The 17,645-nt window shown below is 62.1% G+C and carries 20 protein-coding genes; 3 read left to right on the top strand and 17 right to left on the bottom strand.

The window, feature by feature from the left end; translation table 11 throughout:
- Both VMH34_04055 and VMH34_04050 read left to right on the top strand, forming a co-directional pair.
- Positions 1–184: hypothetical protein (locus VMH34_04055; GenBank protein HTT07944.1), on the top strand; the 184-nt coding region annotated here is incomplete at its 5' end.
- A 52-nt stretch (positions 185–236) separates the two neighbouring features.
- Positions 237–500, top strand: coding sequence for a hypothetical protein (locus VMH34_04050; protein ID HTT07943.1), 264 nt, complete (start codon positions 237–239; stop codon positions 498–500).
- 26 nt (positions 501–526) lie between these two features.
- Here the strand turns inward: VMH34_04050 and VMH34_04045 are convergent, their stop codons facing one another.
- The 13 genes from VMH34_04045 to VMH34_03985 form a co-directional block, all read right to left on the bottom strand.
- Positions 527–1,195, bottom strand: coding sequence for a TadE family protein (locus VMH34_04045; protein HTT07942.1), 669 nt, complete (start codon positions 1,193–1,195; stop codon positions 527–529).
- Between the two features lie 18 nt (positions 1,196–1,213).
- The gene (locus VMH34_04040; protein HTT07941.1) at positions 1,214–1,702 is read right to left on the bottom strand and encodes a tetratricopeptide repeat protein; all 489 of its coding nucleotides are present in this window, start codon (positions 1,700–1,702) and stop codon (positions 1,214–1,216) included.
- A 17-nt stretch (positions 1,703–1,719) separates the two neighbouring features.
- On the bottom strand, positions 1,720–2,073 hold the full coding sequence (locus tag VMH34_04035) for a DUF192 domain-containing protein (protein HTT07940.1): 354 nt from the start codon (positions 2,071–2,073) through the stop codon (positions 1,720–1,722).
- Positions 2,070–2,960 carry a type II secretion system F family protein gene (locus VMH34_04030; GenBank protein HTT07939.1) on the bottom strand — a complete coding sequence of 297 codons (891 nt, stop codon included), beginning with the start codon at positions 2,958–2,960 and terminating at the stop codon, positions 2,070–2,072. The genes VMH34_04035 and VMH34_04030 overlap by 4 nt, the downstream gene beginning before the upstream one ends.
- Complete coding sequence (locus VMH34_04025) at positions 2,953–3,801, bottom strand: type II secretion system F family protein (GenBank protein ID HTT07938.1); 849 nt, start codon at positions 3,799–3,801, stop codon at positions 2,953–2,955. The genes VMH34_04030 and VMH34_04025 overlap by 8 nt, the downstream gene beginning before the upstream one ends.
- Positions 3,801–5,465 (bottom strand): ATPase, T2SS/T4P/T4SS family, encoded by a 1,665-nt coding sequence (locus VMH34_04020; protein HTT07937.1) that lies wholly within the window; start codon positions 5,463–5,465, stop codon positions 3,801–3,803. The genes VMH34_04025 and VMH34_04020 overlap by 1 nt, the downstream gene beginning before the upstream one ends.
- Positions 5,466–5,475: 10 nt before the next feature.
- A complete protein-coding gene (locus VMH34_04015) occupies positions 5,476–6,843 on the bottom strand; it encodes a pilus assembly protein N-terminal domain-containing protein (GenBank protein ID HTT07936.1) in 1,368 nt (455 codons plus the stop codon).
- A gap of 11 nt (positions 6,844–6,854) precedes the next feature.
- On the bottom strand, positions 6,855–8,822 hold the full coding sequence (gene cpaB, locus VMH34_04010; GenBank protein HTT07935.1) for a Flp pilus assembly protein CpaB: 1,968 nt from the start codon (positions 8,820–8,822) through the stop codon (positions 6,855–6,857).
- A gap of 109 nt (positions 8,823–8,931) precedes the next feature.
- Positions 8,932–9,246 carry a hypothetical protein gene (locus VMH34_04005; GenBank protein ID HTT07934.1) on the bottom strand — a complete coding sequence of 105 codons (315 nt, stop codon included), beginning with the start codon at positions 9,244–9,246 and terminating at the stop codon, positions 8,932–8,934.
- 56 nt (positions 9,247–9,302) lie between these two features.
- Complete coding sequence (locus VMH34_04000; GenBank protein HTT07933.1) at positions 9,303–10,001, bottom strand: hypothetical protein; 699 nt, start codon at positions 9,999–10,001, stop codon at positions 9,303–9,305.
- On the bottom strand, positions 9,998–10,975 hold the full coding sequence (locus VMH34_03995; GenBank protein ID HTT07932.1) for a hypothetical protein: 978 nt from the start codon (positions 10,973–10,975) through the stop codon (positions 9,998–10,000). The genes VMH34_04000 and VMH34_03995 overlap by 4 nt, the downstream gene beginning before the upstream one ends.
- On the bottom strand, positions 10,972–12,684 hold the full coding sequence (locus tag VMH34_03990) for a hypothetical protein (GenBank protein HTT07931.1): 1,713 nt from the start codon (positions 12,682–12,684) through the stop codon (positions 10,972–10,974). The genes VMH34_03995 and VMH34_03990 overlap by 4 nt, the downstream gene beginning before the upstream one ends.
- 72 nt (positions 12,685–12,756) lie before the next feature.
- Positions 12,757–13,008 carry a pilus assembly protein gene (locus VMH34_03985; GenBank protein HTT07930.1) on the bottom strand — a complete coding sequence of 84 codons (252 nt, stop codon included), beginning with the start codon at positions 13,006–13,008 and terminating at the stop codon, positions 12,757–12,759.
- Positions 13,009–13,221: 213 nt separating this feature from the next.
- Here VMH34_03985 and VMH34_03980 point away from each other — a divergent pair, with 213 nt between their 5' ends.
- Positions 13,222–13,488: a hypothetical protein gene (locus tag VMH34_03980; GenBank protein ID HTT07929.1), complete on the top strand. Its 267-nt coding sequence runs from the start codon at positions 13,222–13,224 to the stop codon at positions 13,486–13,488.
- 10 nt (positions 13,489–13,498) lie between these two features.
- Here the strand turns inward: VMH34_03980 and alr are convergent, their stop codons facing one another.
- The 4 genes from alr to VMH34_03960 all read right to left on the bottom strand — a co-directional run bounded on the left by alr (position 13,499) and on the right by VMH34_03960 (position 17,631).
- Positions 13,499–14,671, bottom strand: coding sequence for an alanine racemase (gene alr / locus VMH34_03975; GenBank protein HTT07928.1), 1,173 nt, complete (start codon positions 14,669–14,671; stop codon positions 13,499–13,501).
- On the bottom strand, positions 14,668–16,053 hold the full coding sequence (gene dnaB / locus VMH34_03970) for a replicative DNA helicase (protein HTT07927.1): 1,386 nt from the start codon (positions 16,051–16,053) through the stop codon (positions 14,668–14,670). Before dnaB ends, alr begins: the two co-directional genes overlap by 4 nt.
- 113 nt (positions 16,054–16,166) lie before the next feature.
- On the bottom strand, positions 16,167–16,640 hold the full coding sequence (rplI, locus tag VMH34_03965) for a 50S ribosomal protein L9 (protein ID HTT07926.1): 474 nt from the start codon (positions 16,638–16,640) through the stop codon (positions 16,167–16,169).
- 40 nt (positions 16,641–16,680) lie between these two features.
- Positions 16,681–17,631 carry a hypothetical protein gene (locus VMH34_03960; protein ID HTT07925.1) on the bottom strand — a complete coding sequence of 317 codons (951 nt, stop codon included), beginning with the start codon at positions 17,629–17,631 and terminating at the stop codon, positions 16,681–16,683.
- Positions 17,632–17,645 lie beyond the last annotated feature (14 nt).

Below are 17,645 nucleotides of genomic sequence, written 5' to 3'. Positions count from 1 at the left end.
ACTTACGCTTCTGGTACTCGGCTCAGGTCCGCTCTTTGGCATTATCCTGTTCGCAAAGTTGGGCCTGACATCCGACCCGGATCCCAATCCAATCTTTCCCGGCATGCTGGCCGGTCTCACGTTCTGGCCGGCGGTCATATGTCTCGGCATCGGCATGGCTCAAGTACGGCGGAATCGCAAATAGCCGGAATTACCCCTAACATGTCGTTCGAGGCCAAGACGGAGTTGATGATCTGATGGACGCGGAGAAAATCAAGGTGCGCATCACGGAAAGCGGGCAGACCATAGACGTTGTGGTCTTTAACAAGCAAGCCAGCCGGATACAGGTGGTGCTCGGTGAAGGCGTCCACAACGTCAAGTGCGATTTGACGCCGACCCGAAACGGCCAGGCCTATTCCGGGAAAGCACTGGGGAGAGAGATCGTGTATGAACGCAGCCGCGAGCAGGTGCAGGCGGACATCGACAAACTCCATCCCGTCGTGCCCAAATCCTGGCGCTGATTCCGCCACCGGGAACAGCTGCGTCTTCACCATGCTTCCGAGGCTTCCGACTGCATGCGCACGATGGCCTGGGAAACAATCGGCAGCCTGTCGTCATCGAGGCATTTTTTCGCGAGGGAGCCGGGAGCCGGCGGGCCCACGCATTCCTCGCAGCTCGATGAGGGCGCAAAGCTCATCAGCGTGACGATGACCTTGTTGGCGAACGGCACGTACAGCGGGTAACAGTAGGTCACCCGGAGTTTGAGCAGGTTGGCGTCCTGTATGCTCAGGCCCGAATTCTTTCCCGGCGCCGGGTCCCGGTACATCAGGTTGTCATTGGGGATGTTCCTGTCTCCCGCCGAACCCTGGCCGTAGTCGTCGAATGCTGAAGCGGGCGGGCTCAGCCGCTCGATCTCCGCGTAGCCGGCGGCGATGTCGTCGCGGACCTGCCTGCGGCCCGCCTGCACGGCCGAAACCGAGTCTTCGTGGGTATAGAGTGGCGCCAGGCCGCGGGCCAGCCCGCTCTCGGCGGCGGCCTTGACGGCGTGATTGACCGCAGCGCTGCGCGCCGCCTCGAAGGTGGCGTAGTTGAGCGTAGTCTTGGCGTGGTAGATGAGCCCGAATTGCATGGCGCCGAACACCAGCAGGAACATGACCGGCGCGACGATGACGAATTCCGTCATGCTCTGGCCGGTTTGGAGATGGAGACGCTTCACGGAACGGCCCGGTAAACTTTAATGCGGCGGGTTTTTCTGACCATTGTCCTGACCGACTTCCTGATCCGGCGCAGTCGGCTTCAGCAGGGTATCCAACGTTTCCTGTATGTGCTGCACCTGCGGATTGATGGGATCATCTGCCCCGAGGTATTGCTGCATCTCCAGCAGGTCTTTCCTGGCCTGATGCATCTGCACCAAGGCCATGTTGTACCACGCCTTGGTCAGGTTGGGGTTGCGCGTCACCGCCTCGCGATAGGCGTGGATGGCGTCCTCGACGCGGTTGCTCCGCGCGTAGATGTTGCCGAGCCTGAACCAGGGTTCAGCGTCCCTGGGCATGCTCTCGGCCAGCAGCTTGAAATCCTTCTCGGCGAGTTGCATGTCGTTCGCCCCATAGGCGCGTTCAGCCTCCTCGTGCAGCTTGACGGCGTCAGTATCGGGATGGACGAGCTGCTGCATTTCGCAGGCGCCCAGCCAGGGCAACACCGCCAGCACCCAAATGAACTTCATCGACTTGGTGGGGACATTCATCGTGGAACGAAGCGAAGTCGCATGCCCTCGGCAATACCCAGCCGCGCGGCGCCGCCCGCGGCCAGTTCCAGCACCATCACCGCGCCGAGGCACAGGGCCATGCGCCAGGGCGCCAGACCGCTCACGATTTTTTTCACCACCCAGTCGCGACCCAGAAAGACCAGGTCGATCGCATAACGCATCCCCGCCGTGTGCACGGAGCGGCAATGGTCGATCAACAACCCCTCGTCGGCGCCCAGCGCAGGGCGGCCCAGCAAGCCGCGCATGCGCTCCCAAGGGTTGGAAGTCAGCATGACCGCAGGCAGCAGGCGGATTCTATCGGGTTCGCGGCACAACGCACCCGGGATCACATGATGCCCTCGGAGAGGAATTTCATGACGATGGGGAAGCCGAGCACGATGAAGGTAACCGGGAAGATGAAGATGATGAGCGGACCGACGAGTTTTATGGGTGCTTCCATCGCCATTTTTTCCGCGCGCTGGAAACGCTCGTTACGGCGCTGTTCGGCCTGCACGCGCAGCACGGTGGCGAGGCTCGCACCCATTTTCTCGGCCTGGATCATCGCCGAGACGAAACTCGTGATCTCGCTGATATCCAGCCGTGTACCCATGCGCCGCAGCGCCTCGGCACGGGACAACCCGGAGCGCAGGTCGCGCAGGACGATGCCGAATTCGTTCCGCATGGGACCCGGCGGTGCCTTCTCCATGGCCTGGGCCAGGGCGCCGGGAAGGTTCAAACCGGCCTCCACGGCCATGGTGATGAAGTCCAGATACACCGGCAGCGCCCGGATCACCGCGGTTTCACGGCGCTTGCGCGTGTCGTTCAGCCAGATTTCCGGAAACATGAAGCCCAGGATCGGCGCGACGGCGAGCCAGGTGGGCTCCCAGTAGTCGAATGCCAACATCCCGCAGTAAACGATGACGAAAAAGATCACCGTGCTGATCAGGCGCAGCGCGAAATATTGCTCGGCGTTGAGCAGATAACCGACGCCGGTGGTCTGCAAGCGGCGTTCGATCCGCTCGATGAGTTCCCAGGGCAGATGGGAGCAGACGAAATAGGCGATGATCTGAATGAACGGCCATAGCAGACGCAGCAGCCGCGGCAGGGGGTCCTTGTAGGTGCGATCCTCCTCGGCGACCATGCCATACAGACGGTATACCAGCGTGTAGCTGAAGAACACGGAAAGCCCCGTGCACAGGGCGGCGCCGCGCAGCAGTTGTGGGTCGAGTTCAAACATCGATGCTGGTGATCTTGCTGATCATCATGTAACCCATCGACTCCATCACCACGATCACGGCGCACACCGCCCAGCCGATGTGAGTGCTGAACAGTTTGCCCATCGCCTCCGGTTCGAGCTGCATCAGCAGCACGGCCAGCAGGATGGGCAGGCCGGTCATGACAATGCCCTGGAGCTTGCCCTGCGCGGTGAGACTGTCGATCTTCCCTTCCATCGTGGCCTTGCGCCGCAGCGTGTTGGCGAGGTTTTCCAGGATTTCGGCGAGATTGCCGCCGACCTCGCGGGAGATGCGCAACGCGGCGGTCAGCATGAGAAAGTCCGGCAACGGCAGCCGTTTCTCCATGTGTTTCAACGAGGTGTCGAAATCGGCGCCAACGCGCTGCTCGCGCAGGAACAGTTCGAACTCCTGCGACATGGGCGCTGGTGCTTCCTTGACCAGATTTTCCATGGCGATATTGAGACTGGCACCGGCGCGCATGGCGCCGGAGATCACCGCCAGTCCGTCCGGCAGCTGCTTTTCGAAGAGCTTCAGCCGCCGTTTGCGCATCCGGCGGTAGATGAAACCGGGAATAATCACCAGGACCAGCATCACCACGCCGCTGGAAAGCGCATCGCCCGTCAACATCCAGGTGAACAGCGGCAATACGACGATGGCGATCATGTTGATGTAAAAAAGACGCTGCGCATCGATGAACATGAACATATCGGACATGTTCGCAGTGGCGCTTTCGGTGAACGTCGCCCGGTAGCGGCCGAGAAATTCTTCGCCCCTTTGCAGGAACACGACGCCGGCCAGGGTTGCCGACAAAAAAGACAGCCCGGCGACGATGAGCAACAGCATTATTTATCCGTCTGGAAGATCGAGAGATCGACGGTGATGCCGCGGCGTTTGAGGTCCTCGTAGAACTCCGGCACCCGCCCCGTCGCCAGGAAGTGTCCGCGCACCTTGCCATCGCCGTCGAATCCTTCCTGTTGATAGCGAAAGATGTCCTGCATCTGGATCGTGCCGCTCTCCACGCCGGTGATTTCACTGATGTTGATGACCTTGCGGCTGCCGTCGGAGAAACGCGTCTGTTGCACGACGATATTGACGGCCGAGGCGATCTGTTCGCGGATGGCCATGATCGGCAGGTCCATGCCCGCCATCATCACCATGACCTCCAGGCGCGAGATGAGATCGCGCGGCGTGTTGGCATGGGCGGTGGTTAGCGAACCGTCGTGGCCTGTATTCATGGCCTGCAGCATGTCAAGCGCCTCCCCGCCGCGGCACTCGCCGACCACGATGCGGTCGGGCCGCATGCGCAGGCAGTTCTTGACCAAATCACGGATGGTGACCTGGCCCTTGCCTTCGAGATTGGGCGGCCGCGCCTCCAGTGACACGATGTGGGGCTGGTTGAGCTTCAATTCGGCGGCGTCCTCCACGGTAACGATGCGTTCGCTGCTGGGAATGAAATTGGACAGCATGTTGAGCAATGTAGTCTTGCCGCTGCCGGTGCCGCCGGAGATGACAATGTTACGTTTCTGCTCCACCGCCACCTGCAGGAACTTCACCATGTTTTTGTTGATCGCGCCGAAGCCCACAAGGTCGTCGGCGGTCAATTTCTTTTTTGAGAACTTGCGGATGGTGATGCAGGGCCCGCGCAGCGCCAGCGGCGGGATGATGGCGTTGACGCGCGAGCCGTCCTTCAGACGGCCGTCCACCATGGGCGAGCTTTCGTCGATGCGCCGGCCGAGCGGTGCCACGATGCGTTCGATCGCCGACATCACCGCATCGTCGCTGCTGAATGTGACCTTCGATTTTTGCAGGCGGCCGCGCTGCTCGATGTAGATGTCGTCATACTTGTTCACCATGATTTCCGTGATCGATTCATCGGCCAGCAGAACCTCGAGAGGACCCAGCCCCACCGCCTCGTTCAGCACGTCGGCGGCCAGTTGCGCCTTGTCGATTTCGGAAGGCAGCTTGCCCGCCATGCTGGTGATGATCTCGTCGACAAGCGTCTGGACGTTCTTGCGCAGTTGCCCCTCGTCCATGGCCCCCACATCGGTGCGGCGCAGGTCCATCAGGTTCAGCAGTTCCTTGTGAACGCGGTTGCGCCACATGAAGCGCTCCTGCTTGAACACGGAGTCATCCGGCTTTATCTCGGCGTGCGGCCGCACCCCGATCATGGTCTTGACGTCGTCGATATCGTCGGTGAATTCCTCCTCCTTGCGTGTTTCGTCCAGCCCGACGCTGATGATGTAGGAGCTGATGCGGATCTCGTCGGAGGATTTGAGCGGCCCATAACGTTCGATGCGCTGGCCATTGACAAGGGTGCCGCCGCGGCTCTTGTCCTCGATGTAGAGCCCCTTCCCGCTCTGCTGCAATTCGGCATGATGACCGGCTATGCGCCAGCCGCTCAACTGGATGAGATTATCGCGGGCCTTGCCGATGCCGCAGATCTCCACCGGGCAGCGGATGCCCTTGACCTTCTCGCCCTTGTCGGTTTTGACGATGACGTCGAACATGGCGGCCTTCTTATTCCAGAAGCTGCAGATCGTCTTGATCGACCGCCTTGCGGAATTTATCGATCAGCTGCTTGCGGCGTTCCACCCGCTCCTTGTTCAGATCAGAGGTGGCGTCATAGACGGTCGGCGTGACAAAAATAACCAGCTCGCTCTTGTTGTCGCGGAAATTTGTGGAGCGGAACAGCGCCCCCAGCACCGGCAGCTCGCCCAGCCATTTCAATTCGTGCAGATCCTTGGACGCCTGCTGGCTCATCAGGCCCGAGATGACCAGGGTTTCACGGTCCTTCAACCGGATATCGGTGCTGGTCTTGCGGGTGAGAAAGCCGGGAATGCCGTCGACCGTGGTGGCCGGGTCGATGGCGCTGACCTCGGTGTAAACCTTGGCGACGATGTTGCCGAGGTCGTCCACCAGCGGGGTGATGCCGAGCTTGATGCCGAACTCCTTGAACTGCACGTTGCTCTGGCCGAGGCTGCTGGTGGTTTTCAGCGGGATCTCGCCGCCGGCCAGAAAGTCCGCCGTGCCGCCGCTGCGGGCCGACAGCCGCGGCTGGGCCAGAAGCACCGCGTCACCGGAATTCACCAGAAAGTTTAGCCGCGAACTGATCTCCGTGACCAGTCCGAAATAGCCGCTCGCGCCGCTGAGTTTCAGAGGCAGACCGTTTTTGAATGAAGGTGAGTCGGGCGTGATGCGGAAATTGTTGTTACTCGCCACGTCCGCGGCGAAACCCGCCGACGGTCCGTTGATTGGGTTGTCCCAGTCGATGCCGAGGGTTTCCAGCGCATTGGTGTTGAACTCCGTAATCTTGACGTCCATGTATACCATCTTGTCACCGGCCAGAATCGGCGGCTTTTTGCGGGTCATGTCGATCAGGTCTGGAAACATTTTCAACACCGTATCCAGCAACGGTTGGTCGGCGGGGTCGACGTTGCCGGAAAGAACCATCCGGCCGCCGGCATCACGCGCGGTGACGCCGGGAATGTCGCGCAACAGCGCCTGCAGATCGGCCGTACCCCGTTTGGTGTCCACTTTGCCGATAACGACCGTGATATTCCGCTCCTGGCCGTTCTTCTGCCAGATGTGCAGCGTGGTCGTGCCTTCGCCTTCACCGAGCAGCACCAGCTGACCGTTCTTCAGCGCCGACGTTGAAAGCAGCTTGCCGTTGCCGACGGCCACGTGCTCCACCGCGCCCACCTGCAATACCTTGACCTCGCCGACGAACATATTGAGACCTTCGGTGTTCCCATCCACCACGGTAATGGTGGATGACGGCATTTGTTCGGGTGGCTGGTTCGGTTCCTGGGCGAGCAGCAATTGCGTGCAGCCCGCCGTCAGGCATGCCGCCACCACCCGCAACCACTTCATTGTTGTCATGACCATGAATACTCCCCCTACTTCAGCAGCGGCAGACTGCCCACTTTGGCGACACCATCCTGGCTGTTGCCGCCCACGATCAAATCGATGCCGGTTCCGGCCGCGGTGGCGGATTGCAGCGCCGCCTGCAACGCCGCTGTGTCGCGGTTGCCGGTGACACCGGCAATCACCTTGCCGTCCTTGGTCATCACCACGCCGGTGGACGACAGCTTGATTTCATCCGCCTTCAGTACGCGGCCATCGGCGGTGACGACCCGGCCGTCCTCGGTGACGTGAACGCCGTTGCCCGATATGACAATGCCGTCCTTGGTCATGATCTTGCCGTCCTTGGTGATGATGAAACCGTCGGCGGTCACGCGCGCGCCGCCGGCGGAGGCGAGCACCGCCCCCTCGCGGGTCTTCACGGTGCCGTCTTCGGTCACGACCAGATCCTTGGGGTCCACCACCCGGCCGTCCGCAGTCACCAACTGGCCCTTGTCGTTGACGGTGAGTCCGGCCTGTGCCAGCGCGCCGGCCGTGATCACGGTGCCATCGGGAAGCACGACGCCGCCCTCCTTGGTCACCACCGCCTGGCGTAGCGACTCCGCCCGGTACGGATCGAGCGCGCCGGTGACCCCTGCCAGTATCTTGCCGTCCTTGGTCTTGATGCTGCCGTCGGCCTGTAGCGAAATCTCGTCGGCTTTGAGAACGCGACCGTCGGCGGTGACCACCTTGCCGTCCGCCGTCACGGTCACTCCCGAAAGGACGACCCCGTCCTTGGTCATGACCTTGCCGTCCTTGGTGATGACGAAGCCATCGGCGGTGACCCTGACGCCCTCGGTGCCCGGATTCAGAATACGTCCGTCCTTGGTCATGATGGTGCCATCCTTGCTGACAATGATGTCCTTGGCGTTGACGACGCGGCCATCCCTGGTGACCAACTGGCCCTTGTCATTGACGGTGAGCCCCAAACCGGACAGATCGACCCCGTCCTTGGTCACGAGCTTGCCATCCTTCATGACGACATCGGGATCGCTCACTGCGATGCCGTCGCGCGTGACAATCTTGCCGTCGGCGTCGACCGTGACACCGTCCGCGGAACGCGCCGTGGAACGCGCCGCCGCGCTGCGCGCCAGTTCCGTGGCGTTGCGGAAAATGTCCGTGGGCAGGATGCCTGTGAAATCGATGCCGCTGCGATCGTCGCGGCGGCGGAGCACGGCGATGAGATCACCCTTGTCGGCGGCGCTCTTCAACAGCCCGGCCTGCCGCGGCGTGACATCCAATGTGAGCGTCGAAAAATTGCGTTCGCGGTCGCGCGGCCGTTCATTCGCGAGTTGATCCTCGAATTCCTTGTAAGGCTCCTTGCCCGTGGCCAGCACCAGGGCATCCTGCAGGATGGGTACGATGACGTCGGTGGGGCCCGACGCGGATTTCTGCGCCGCCTGCTGCAACTTTCCGGCCGCATCGACTGCGGACAGCGCCGTGGTCTGCACCACGGCGGCTTCGGTCTCGAACCCGGCGTAGCGCATCGGCAGTTTGGCGAAGATATCGACGTGATTGCCGGGACGCATCAACCCGCCGATGGAATTGACTTCATCGACCTGTATGGTGACCGCGCGCCGGCCCTCGATGAGCGTATCGGAAAAATCACGGGCAATTTCCGTGGAAATGAAGCTCTTGAGCAGCGGCTTGCCGGCGGCCAGTGGCTGGGTGAGCAATTTGCCGGCGACCTGCCCGAAATCCCCGGGAGCGACCGCGTCTGGGTGGACGTAGTCCTGCGGTATTTCACGGACCGCCACATTGTTTTTGCTGATCGCCATGCCCTTGGGGAGATCCGTTTTGGCGACCACCACCGCGACCGGTGCGCTTTCCGGGTGGGCCAGGCTTTCGCGGATGGCGGCCTCGCGGCTCTTGAGATAAATCACGGACAGCAGCGCCGCGAATAGACCGAAAAACACGGCGCCCGCGAGTATCAACCACGTTTTTTGGGCACTTTGTTCAGCCATCGGTTATTGAACTTTTGGGTTGTTTTACTGTTTTTTCACTATTTTTCATTTATCAATTTCCCGGTTTCCTCACAAATCCCCGTGCCGGTGCGACTCCTTAAGAACCTGCTTACAAGAAATCCGAAAGACTGATGTCGGGAAAATTCTCCAGGGTCGGAAAATTCCTGATGAACTGGGTGAAATAACCCAGCGCGCCTGAATCATCGATCCATTGCGCAACCTGTGAAGGATCGTAGCCATATTGCAAATACAGCGCCGCTACTTCGGCCGGCGTATCGGCGTCGGGATAATCCGACAGCGATATGGCGTATGAATACCCCTTGAAATTGCTGCGGATGGTGTCCGCCAGCTGCTCCATCACATTGCCGCCGGGGCCGGTGGTGAGCACCAGCACTCCGAACACCAGCACAATGACGTATTCCACCATCCCCTGACCGCGCTGCCGGTAGGCGCCGGGATGACGATTCGTGCCAAATCGATTCAGAGCCCCCCCTCGGTCACGTCGTGGGCGATGATGTGCGTCTCGCCCTCGAATTTCAGAATCACCATGCTGACCTTTTCCCTGCCGCTGGCGTAGACCAGCGTCCGCAGGGCACCACGCCCGCCGATCTCATCCATGACCTTGTGCCAGCCCTCGTTTTCGTAATGGTCGCGGTAATAGGCCGCGTTGATCCCGATCGACAGCGAATTGGCAATCAGCAGCGAACGGCCGCGCTTGCCGGGGTCGTTGCTGACGATGTCATTCAGGACGCGGCTGCCGCTCAATTTGGGGAAGCCCTCGCCCAGCCTCGGCGCCCCCTTGAACTGCGGCAGATCGCTTAATCCCAGATACCCCCACGAACCGCTGGCGGTCGGCTGCACCTGCACCGTCAGCAAACGCCCCCGCTCGACCCGGCTCAGCAACTGCCAAGGTTCCAGCGCGTCGGTCTCGGCGTACCCTAGTTCCCCCTTTTCACCATCTTGCCAGCGCTGCTTGTAAAAACCAAGTACTTGTTCAACGCTGGCCGGGCTTTCGAAACGGCGCACGCGCATGGCGATCCCGTTCATCACCATATCCTCGGCCACCCACTCCACCTTGGCCTGCGGCGGTGGCGGGAACTCGGGCTCGGCCGCGCCAACAACGGGGGACACAGTGGCGAGCCACGCCGCAATGACCAGTCCCCCCAACCTGCCGGTCATGGATGGCAATCCGTCGGCATCGGCGGGGCCGGATCGAAATCACACATGCCGGCGTCGTTGCAGCTGTGCGAGCCACCGCTCGCCAGGCGATCCGGGTGCACGGCGTCATTGGCGATGTAGCCAAACCACAGGCTGCCCTTGTCATCGCTGTTCCACGGCGGGAAGGGCACCCACGGATCGCAGGGGCGCAGTTCCGGGGCGAGGATACCGACAATCGATTGCAGACCGTTCATGACCGGGTTGTCCAGGAGCTTGGTGGGCACGATGCCGGCGGCCTGATAGGCGGTTTGCGCGGTGCCGCCGGAATTCCAGCCGTCGGCCAGCACGCTGGCCTTGGCGTTGAACGACAGGTTGATGGTGTCGAAGGGCGCAAGGCCTGCGACATTGGCCACCGGCGAGGCGACGCTGGACTTGAAGTAGCCGTCTGCGTTGATGGCGGTAAAGCCGGCGCTGACGCCGAAGAAATTCAGCACTGATTGCAGGGCCTGGAAGGCCAGACTCACGACCTTGAGCACGCCACTGAAGATATGCGTGGGGTCGGGGGTCAAATCCGGTCCCGGCACGTCCGGGGTGCCGGGCGGGGTGCCGCTGTAGAGCACGCCGCCGCGGTGATCCGTCCATGTCAGATTGCGATCCGCGGATTTCCAGCCCGTGCGATCATTGTCACTGATGGGTATTTTCGTATCGGAGAAAAACCGCCGACGGGCCTCCCGCTGGGTTTCGTAGACGTCCTTGACCGGCTGTGGCAGGCCGAAGCCGTCCGGCAGATCGCTCTTGCTGGCGTACCAGACCGTGTATTCCCAGGCCTCGTAACGCGCAGCCTGTATGGTGCTGTGGCGTATGTCGATGTACTTGCCGAGCAGCGGGATCATGAGAAAGATCGGCACCAATACAAATGATGCGGTGATCGCCAGCTCGGTCATGGCCTGGCCGCGCAGGTGCCGCCGAGAGGTGACGTGCCGGCCGATACTCATGGCAGAAAAGACAACAGGTCGTGAGGCAGTGACAACGGGAATGAACCGGAGAGGGTCAGGAACACCGTCTTCTGCTGGATCAACATGGCGATCAGCCGATCCGCATAAGAGCTGTCGACCAGTCGCGCCTGCCAGTAGGGGTTGAAGGCACTGCCGTATTCAGTATCCCCGTCGGCGCGTGCAAAGTAACTCAAGTCCTTGGCGCGGTTGAAGTAAACCTCCGATTTCGCGATCGCCGCCACCTCGCCGTCGGCGCTCTTGTCATCCAGTTGCAACTGCCCGGTTTGCTGTGGCCCTGTGGCGTTGATATCACTGGATTCCTTCACCAGCCCGATCAGCAGATAGGGTGCTCCGAAACCGTATTTGGATGCATCCGGCTGGGTGTCGGTATAGCGCGGCAGGCCCTTGTAGTCTGGCGCGACATCATTCAGCGGCATTTGCATCACGATGCCCGGCGGCATGGGTGGCACTGCGTTCCAGGCAATGATGCTCTTCGGCGACCCGCCGTAGGAATCGAGCGGCACATCGCCGAGGGGGTCCGCCAGCATCTGGGGTTGCAAGAGCGTGGCGGCACCCGCCGCGGCTTGCGCCGCGCCCGCTGAAAACGGAATACCGGTCGGCACACCCGGGAACGGACCGAAGTCGAGGCTGATGAGTCCCCCCAGGATTTCTACGTCGGCATCGAAGGTGCCGTCCTTGAGCGTCACGCTGATGCTGCCGACATCGACGCCCAGCGCCTTGAGCTGGAAGAACACTCCCAACCAGGCCTCCAGCGCGACCACGTCGGTGCCGGACCAGCTGAAGTGGGTGCCCGTGGAATCATCCACGTAGCGCAGTTCGCTGCCGCCCAGTTTTTCCAGATTGATCTCGATGTCAAGACAGCCCTTGGCGGAAGCGACCACGATATCGATCTCGGCGCACTGGTGGATGGGTGGAAACAGCGGTATCGACCAGCCGCGTTCCCTGCTGAAGGGATCACGTGAGGCGCGGATCGTCGCCGCCAGCCGCTCCATACCGGTCTGGTTTTCCGCATCGGCCTTGGTGGGGCTGTAATTCGTGGTAAAGCGGTGCCCGGGCAGCGGCAGGGCGCCATAAGTCAGGATATGACCGATCAGCGATACCAGCCCGAAATCGGAGATGCTTGCGCCCGGATCGTTCTGGCGGATGGTGTCATCGAGCGTCGTCAGCATGAATATCACACTGACACCGTGGAATCCCTGTTCGGCCAGTCCATAGACCTTGTCAATGTTATACAGCACCTTGACACCGTACTTGGCGATGGGTTTCACGGCGCTCTGGAGTACACCGCCGACCGTCTCAAACACCGCCGCGATGGGCTCGATGATGGCGGTCGAGATGCCGAGCGTCGGTGCGGCGAGAAAAGTGGTGTTGAAGAAATTCAGGAAATCGGAGATGGAACGGATGTGCGCGGCCCAGGAGGCCAGGCCCACCAGCTGGCCGATGGCGACCTCATTCGCGCAGATCGCCCGGTTGGTGTAGGACATGAAATTAAGGTCGCGGGCCTCCACCACCGAGACGCTGAAGGCGGAGGCATCCGCGGCATTTTCAATCTGCATCTTCTCGCTGGTAAGCTTGCCCGCGCGATACAGAAAGATGGTGATAAGCAACACGACTGCCATGGTCAGGACGACGAAGACCATCGCCTGACCCCCTTCGCGCGTGCGGTTCTTCCCCTGCTGCCACGCCATCGTACTCCCCCCAAAACAGGCGTTTTATCCCGCGCCCACCCGGGTCCCAATACTACTTGATACTGCTTAGTCTTACTTGTTTTGGTAGGTGTCCAGTCCCTTCGACTTGTCAGCTTCCGTGCCTGCCGATGTGGCCGCCGACTTGGCATTACCGATTTGAGTAGAGGCACTTTGGCCCGAGAGTTCCGCCGCCATGCCGCCGACCTGATTACGCACGGTCTTGCCGAAGAATGAATAGGCGGCAATGGCGGCAATGGCGATCAACGCCACGATGATGATGTATTCGGTCATGCCCTGACCGAGCTGTTTGAAAAATCGCTTCATGGATGTGCCCTCAGTTTATAGGTACGGATAGTCGCGTCATCGCAGTATGCAGCGGCGCTCATTAACCTCCGCTGGAAATCAGGCGGAGATATCAAACGCGACGGCATATCGCTCATGTGAAAGTATGGCTCCTTCCTCTCGGGGTGACAACCGCTAATTACCCGGTCGGTGTTACGCTTGGGAACGGGTTTTCCTGCCGGGGTAGAGGAGATTATGGACGGCCTGGCGATCTCGAGCATGGCGGCATTCGTGCTGGGGGCTATCCCCCTGCTGGCACTGGCATTTTTTTCCCCGGGCATGAATCATGAAGGCTACTGGGCCTATGCCATGTTCATCATTGGCGCCACAACCCTGCTTGGCCTGGTCATCTCGGCCAGGCGCCGGAAGTGGATGTGGGGGCTGGTGTTACTTCAACTGACGCTGCTAACTCTGGTTTTATACGAGACTTTTTCAGACGCGGCGTTATACAGCGGCACCTGATCGACTGGCGTCAGGCGATACCGTCATCGACGGGCGTGGCCTCGAGATCGAGTTCCTCGACGGCGAGCGTGCCGACCGCACGGGCATCGTCGGCCGCGCCTTCCACCTCGAAGCGCGCCCGCATCTTGACGCTGCACAGCAATTGATAAGGAATGGTATCGGCATGGCGGGCCACCTCCTCCACCGGCAAGGCACCGCCATCGCCGAGCCCCCACAACACCACCGGATCGCCGATCTTCGCCCCCGGCACATTCCGCAAGTCCACGCTCAGCATGTCCATGGACGGGCGCCCGATCAGCGACGCGCGTTTGCCGTTGACCAGGATCGGCGTGCCGGACTCGGCGTGGCGCGGATAACCGTCGCCGTAACCCATCGCCACCACGCCCACCGGCATGTCCTCCGGGCAGGTCCAGGTGCCGCCGTAACCGATGGTCTCGCCCGCGCGCACGTGGTTGACGGCGATGAGCGCCGAGCGCAGTGTCATCACCGGTTTTAATTCCACGCCCGCCGCCGCGCCATCTTCAAACGGTGAGACACCGTAAAGCATCAGACCGGGCCGTACCCAATCGGCATGTGCCGCCGGAAGTGAGAGCACCGCCGCTGAGTTGGCGATGCAGCGCTCGCCGCTCATGGCGGCCGTGGCCGATTCGAAGTTGCGCAGTTGCCTCATCACCGAGGATGCGCCGCGATCCTGGGCGCTGGCCAGATGCGTCATTAATACCACCGGCTGCGCCACCGCTTTGCAGGTTTGCAAACGCTGCCATGCGCCTGGCACCTGTTCCAGCGGCAAGCCCAGCCGGTGCATACCCGTGTCGATCTTGAGCCAGACGGGGATCGGCGCTCCCGGCGCGGCCCGCTCCAGCATCTCCAGTTGCGCGGGCGAATGCACGACGATGTCCAGCTTGTGCGTGCGCACGCCGGCGAGTTCGGCGGCATCGAAGACGCCTTCCAGCAGCACGATGCGGTGGTGGATGCCGGCCTCGCGCAATTGCACCGCCTCCTCCAGACAGGCGACGCCGAAGGCATCGGCGGCGGAGCAGGCGCGCGCCATGCGCGTCAGGCCATGCCCATAGGCATCGGCCTTCATGACGGCCATGACTTTGGATTTTGGCGCCAATACCCGCACGCGCCTTAGGTTCGAGCGCGCGGCGTCGAGATCAATGACGACCCGTGCGGGTCTCATGCCGTATAGTCATCGTGGGCGAGGTTCTCGAAGCGCGTGAACTGGCCGAGAAAGGCGAGTTCGATCTTGCCGATGGGACCGTTGCGCTGCTTACCGATGATAATCTCGGCGATGCCCTTCTGCTCGCTGTTCTCGTTGTAGACTTCATCGCGGTAGATGAAGACGATCAGATCGGCGTCCTGCTCGATGGCACCGGACTCGCGCAGGTCCGACATCACGGGACGCTTGTCGGTACGGCTCTCGAGGCTGCGGTTCAACTGCGACAGCGCGATGATGGGCACGCTGAGTTCCTTGGCCAGCGCCTTCAAGGCGCGAGAAATCTCGGAAATTTCCGTGGCCCGGTTCTCCTTGGTGCCCGGCACCTGCATCAATTGCAGGTAATCCACCACCACCAGCCCCAGCCCGTGCTCGCGCGCCAGGCGCCGGCAACGGGCGCGCAGCTCGCCCGGTGTCAACGCCGGCGTGTCATCCACGAACATCCTGGTCTCGGAGAGCATCTGCACCGACGAGGTCAGGCGCGGCCAGTCCTCATCGTGCAGCTTGCCGGTGCGCACCCGCAACTGGTCGATGCGCCCGAGCGAGGACATCATGCGCATGGCCAGTTGCTCGCCCGGCATCTCCATGCTGAAGATCGCGACCGGCAGTCCGTCCTTTATGGCGGCGTGCTCGGCGATGTTGAGCGCCAGCGCCGTCTTGCCCATGGACGGGCGGCCGGCGATGATGACCAGGTCCGCGCGTTGCAGGCCGGAGGTCATGCTGTCGAAGCGGTTGAAACCCGTCGCCACACCGGTGATCGGACTCTGCTTGGTATAGAGCTCGTCGATGCGATCGAGTGCGCCGGTCAGCAGTTGCTTGATGGGGAGATAACCGGCGCGGCCGCGGGCGTGCTGCTCGGCGATCTCGAACACCAGCCGCTCGGCCTCATCGAGCAATTCATCGTTGGCGCGGCCCTCCGGCCGGAAGGCCATGTCGGTGATGCTGCCGCCGGCGCGGATGAGCTGGCGCAGCACCGAGCGGGCGCGGACGATGTCGGCGTAGGCGGCGACATTGGCGGCAGTGGGGGTCTGCTCGGCCAGGGCGGCAATGAAGGGGAGCCCCCCGGCCTTGTCCAGTTCACCGGCGTTCTCCAGCCACTCGGCGACGGTAACGACGTCGCAGGGCTTGGCGGCCTCGGCCAGCGCGCCGATGGCGCGGAAGATGAGGCGGTGATCGTGGCGATAGAAGTCCGCCTCGCTGACGCGCTCGGCCACCGGCGCCCAGGATTCGTTATCCAGCATGAGGCCGCCCAGGACCGCCTGTTCCGCCTCGATGGAGTGCGGCGGGATCTTGAGCGCGCCGGTGATGACTTCCGCAGACTCGTCAGTTCTTGCCGGTGATGGCATCTACCTTTACCCCGTGCCCCCTGATGGAAGCTCTGCACTGGCGCGCCGGCCGCAACCGCAACGCCACCGGACGGTGCCGCAGTCGGCCGCCCGTCTGAGGACTATATCGTACCTTAACTCGCGGCCGGCGCCGCGGGTTCATTCTCCGCCAGCACGCGCACGGTCACGGTGACATTGATGTCCGCGTGCAGGTGCAAATCGACCGGATGATCGCCGGTCACACGCAGCGGCCCGTTTGGCAACCGCACTTCGCGTTTGGCGACCTCCACGCCGTCGCGCGTCAACGCCTCGGCGATATCGGCCGTACTGATCGAGCCGAATAGCTTACCCTCTTCGCCCACCCGCGCGGTCAAGGTGATCACTTTGCCCTTGAGCGCGGTGGCGCGGGCCTCCGCCTGCGCCAGGGCATCGGCCTGCGTTTTTTCCAATTCTGCGCGCATGGCCTCGAGCTTGGCGACATTGGCCTCGTTGGCCGGCACCGCCTTGCGGTTGGGAATCAGGTAATTGCGGCCATAGCCCGCCTTGACCTTGACCCGGTCGCCCAGTTTGCCCAGATTATGGACCTTCTCCAGCAGTATGACGTCCATCAGCCGCTCCTCAATAATATTCAATTCAAAATAAAACTTTTTATGGCGCCTGTCCAAGTCGTTTTTGACCAGCCGTCCGCCGCCAGCGGGATAACACCTCCACCAGGCCGGCGCCGGCCAGGGCCAGCCCGGTCCATAGGGCGGCCGCCAGCAATGCAAGATACAGCAATACCAGCAATATCTGGCCGCCCTGTACACGAGCGGCCTGTCGATGCATCAACGCCAGACCCTGATGGGCCAGCAGCGCCAGCCACAACACCAGCAAATCAGCGCCCCAGCCCACATGATCCGCTGTCACCACGCCCAACGTGCCTTGCTGCCAGGCCAGCAGCAACGCCGCCGTACCCCAGGCCAGCGCGGGCCCGCGCGGCAACTGCAAGTCGCGGAACTCCCGCGCAAAGCCGCCGGGATACACCAGCGCCGCCTGCCACCAGCGGCCGGCAGATACGATCAACGACAGACTTACCAGTACCGACAAGGCCATGACACTGTTCATCCATTGTGCCAGCGGCGCGAGTTCCTCGACCGGCATCGGGAGGGGCACACCCTGCGTCTGTGCGCTGGTTTGCGCCTGCTGCATGACCTCCTGCCAGAAACCGGCGGCATCGCCGGTCATGAGGTGCACAGCCGCGGCGAACAGGGCGGCCAGCAAAGCCGCTGCCAGCAGCATGGCGCCCTGCTGCCGGTTGTAACGCAGTACCGCCGCGCAAAGCCAGACCGGCAGCCACAAGGACGGCACCATCACCAACCCCGGCAACGGGGAACCGAAAATCACCTCGCTGCCGAGCGCGGTAATCACCGCCGCCACGACGACAACTATCAAACCCTCCCGCGTCCCGGCACGCAACGTGGCAAGCGCCATCATCGCGCCGCTCAAATAACTGAACAGCGGAAGCAAAAACGGCAGCCCCCAACCAAAGAGCAGGCACGCTGCCATGCCGCCGGCGGCATGCGCACGGCTGCGCAGGACAAATCTGCCCAGCGCCTTCATTTCGATGATTCGCC

It is taken from the genome of Gammaproteobacteria bacterium (assembly GCA_035501935.1).
GTDB lineage: Bacteria > Pseudomonadota > Gammaproteobacteria > JAJPIJ01 > JAJPIJ01 > JAJPIJ01.
The sequence above is the reverse complement of the archived record's forward strand: the minus strand, read 5'-3'. Positions and strand labels throughout refer to the sequence as shown.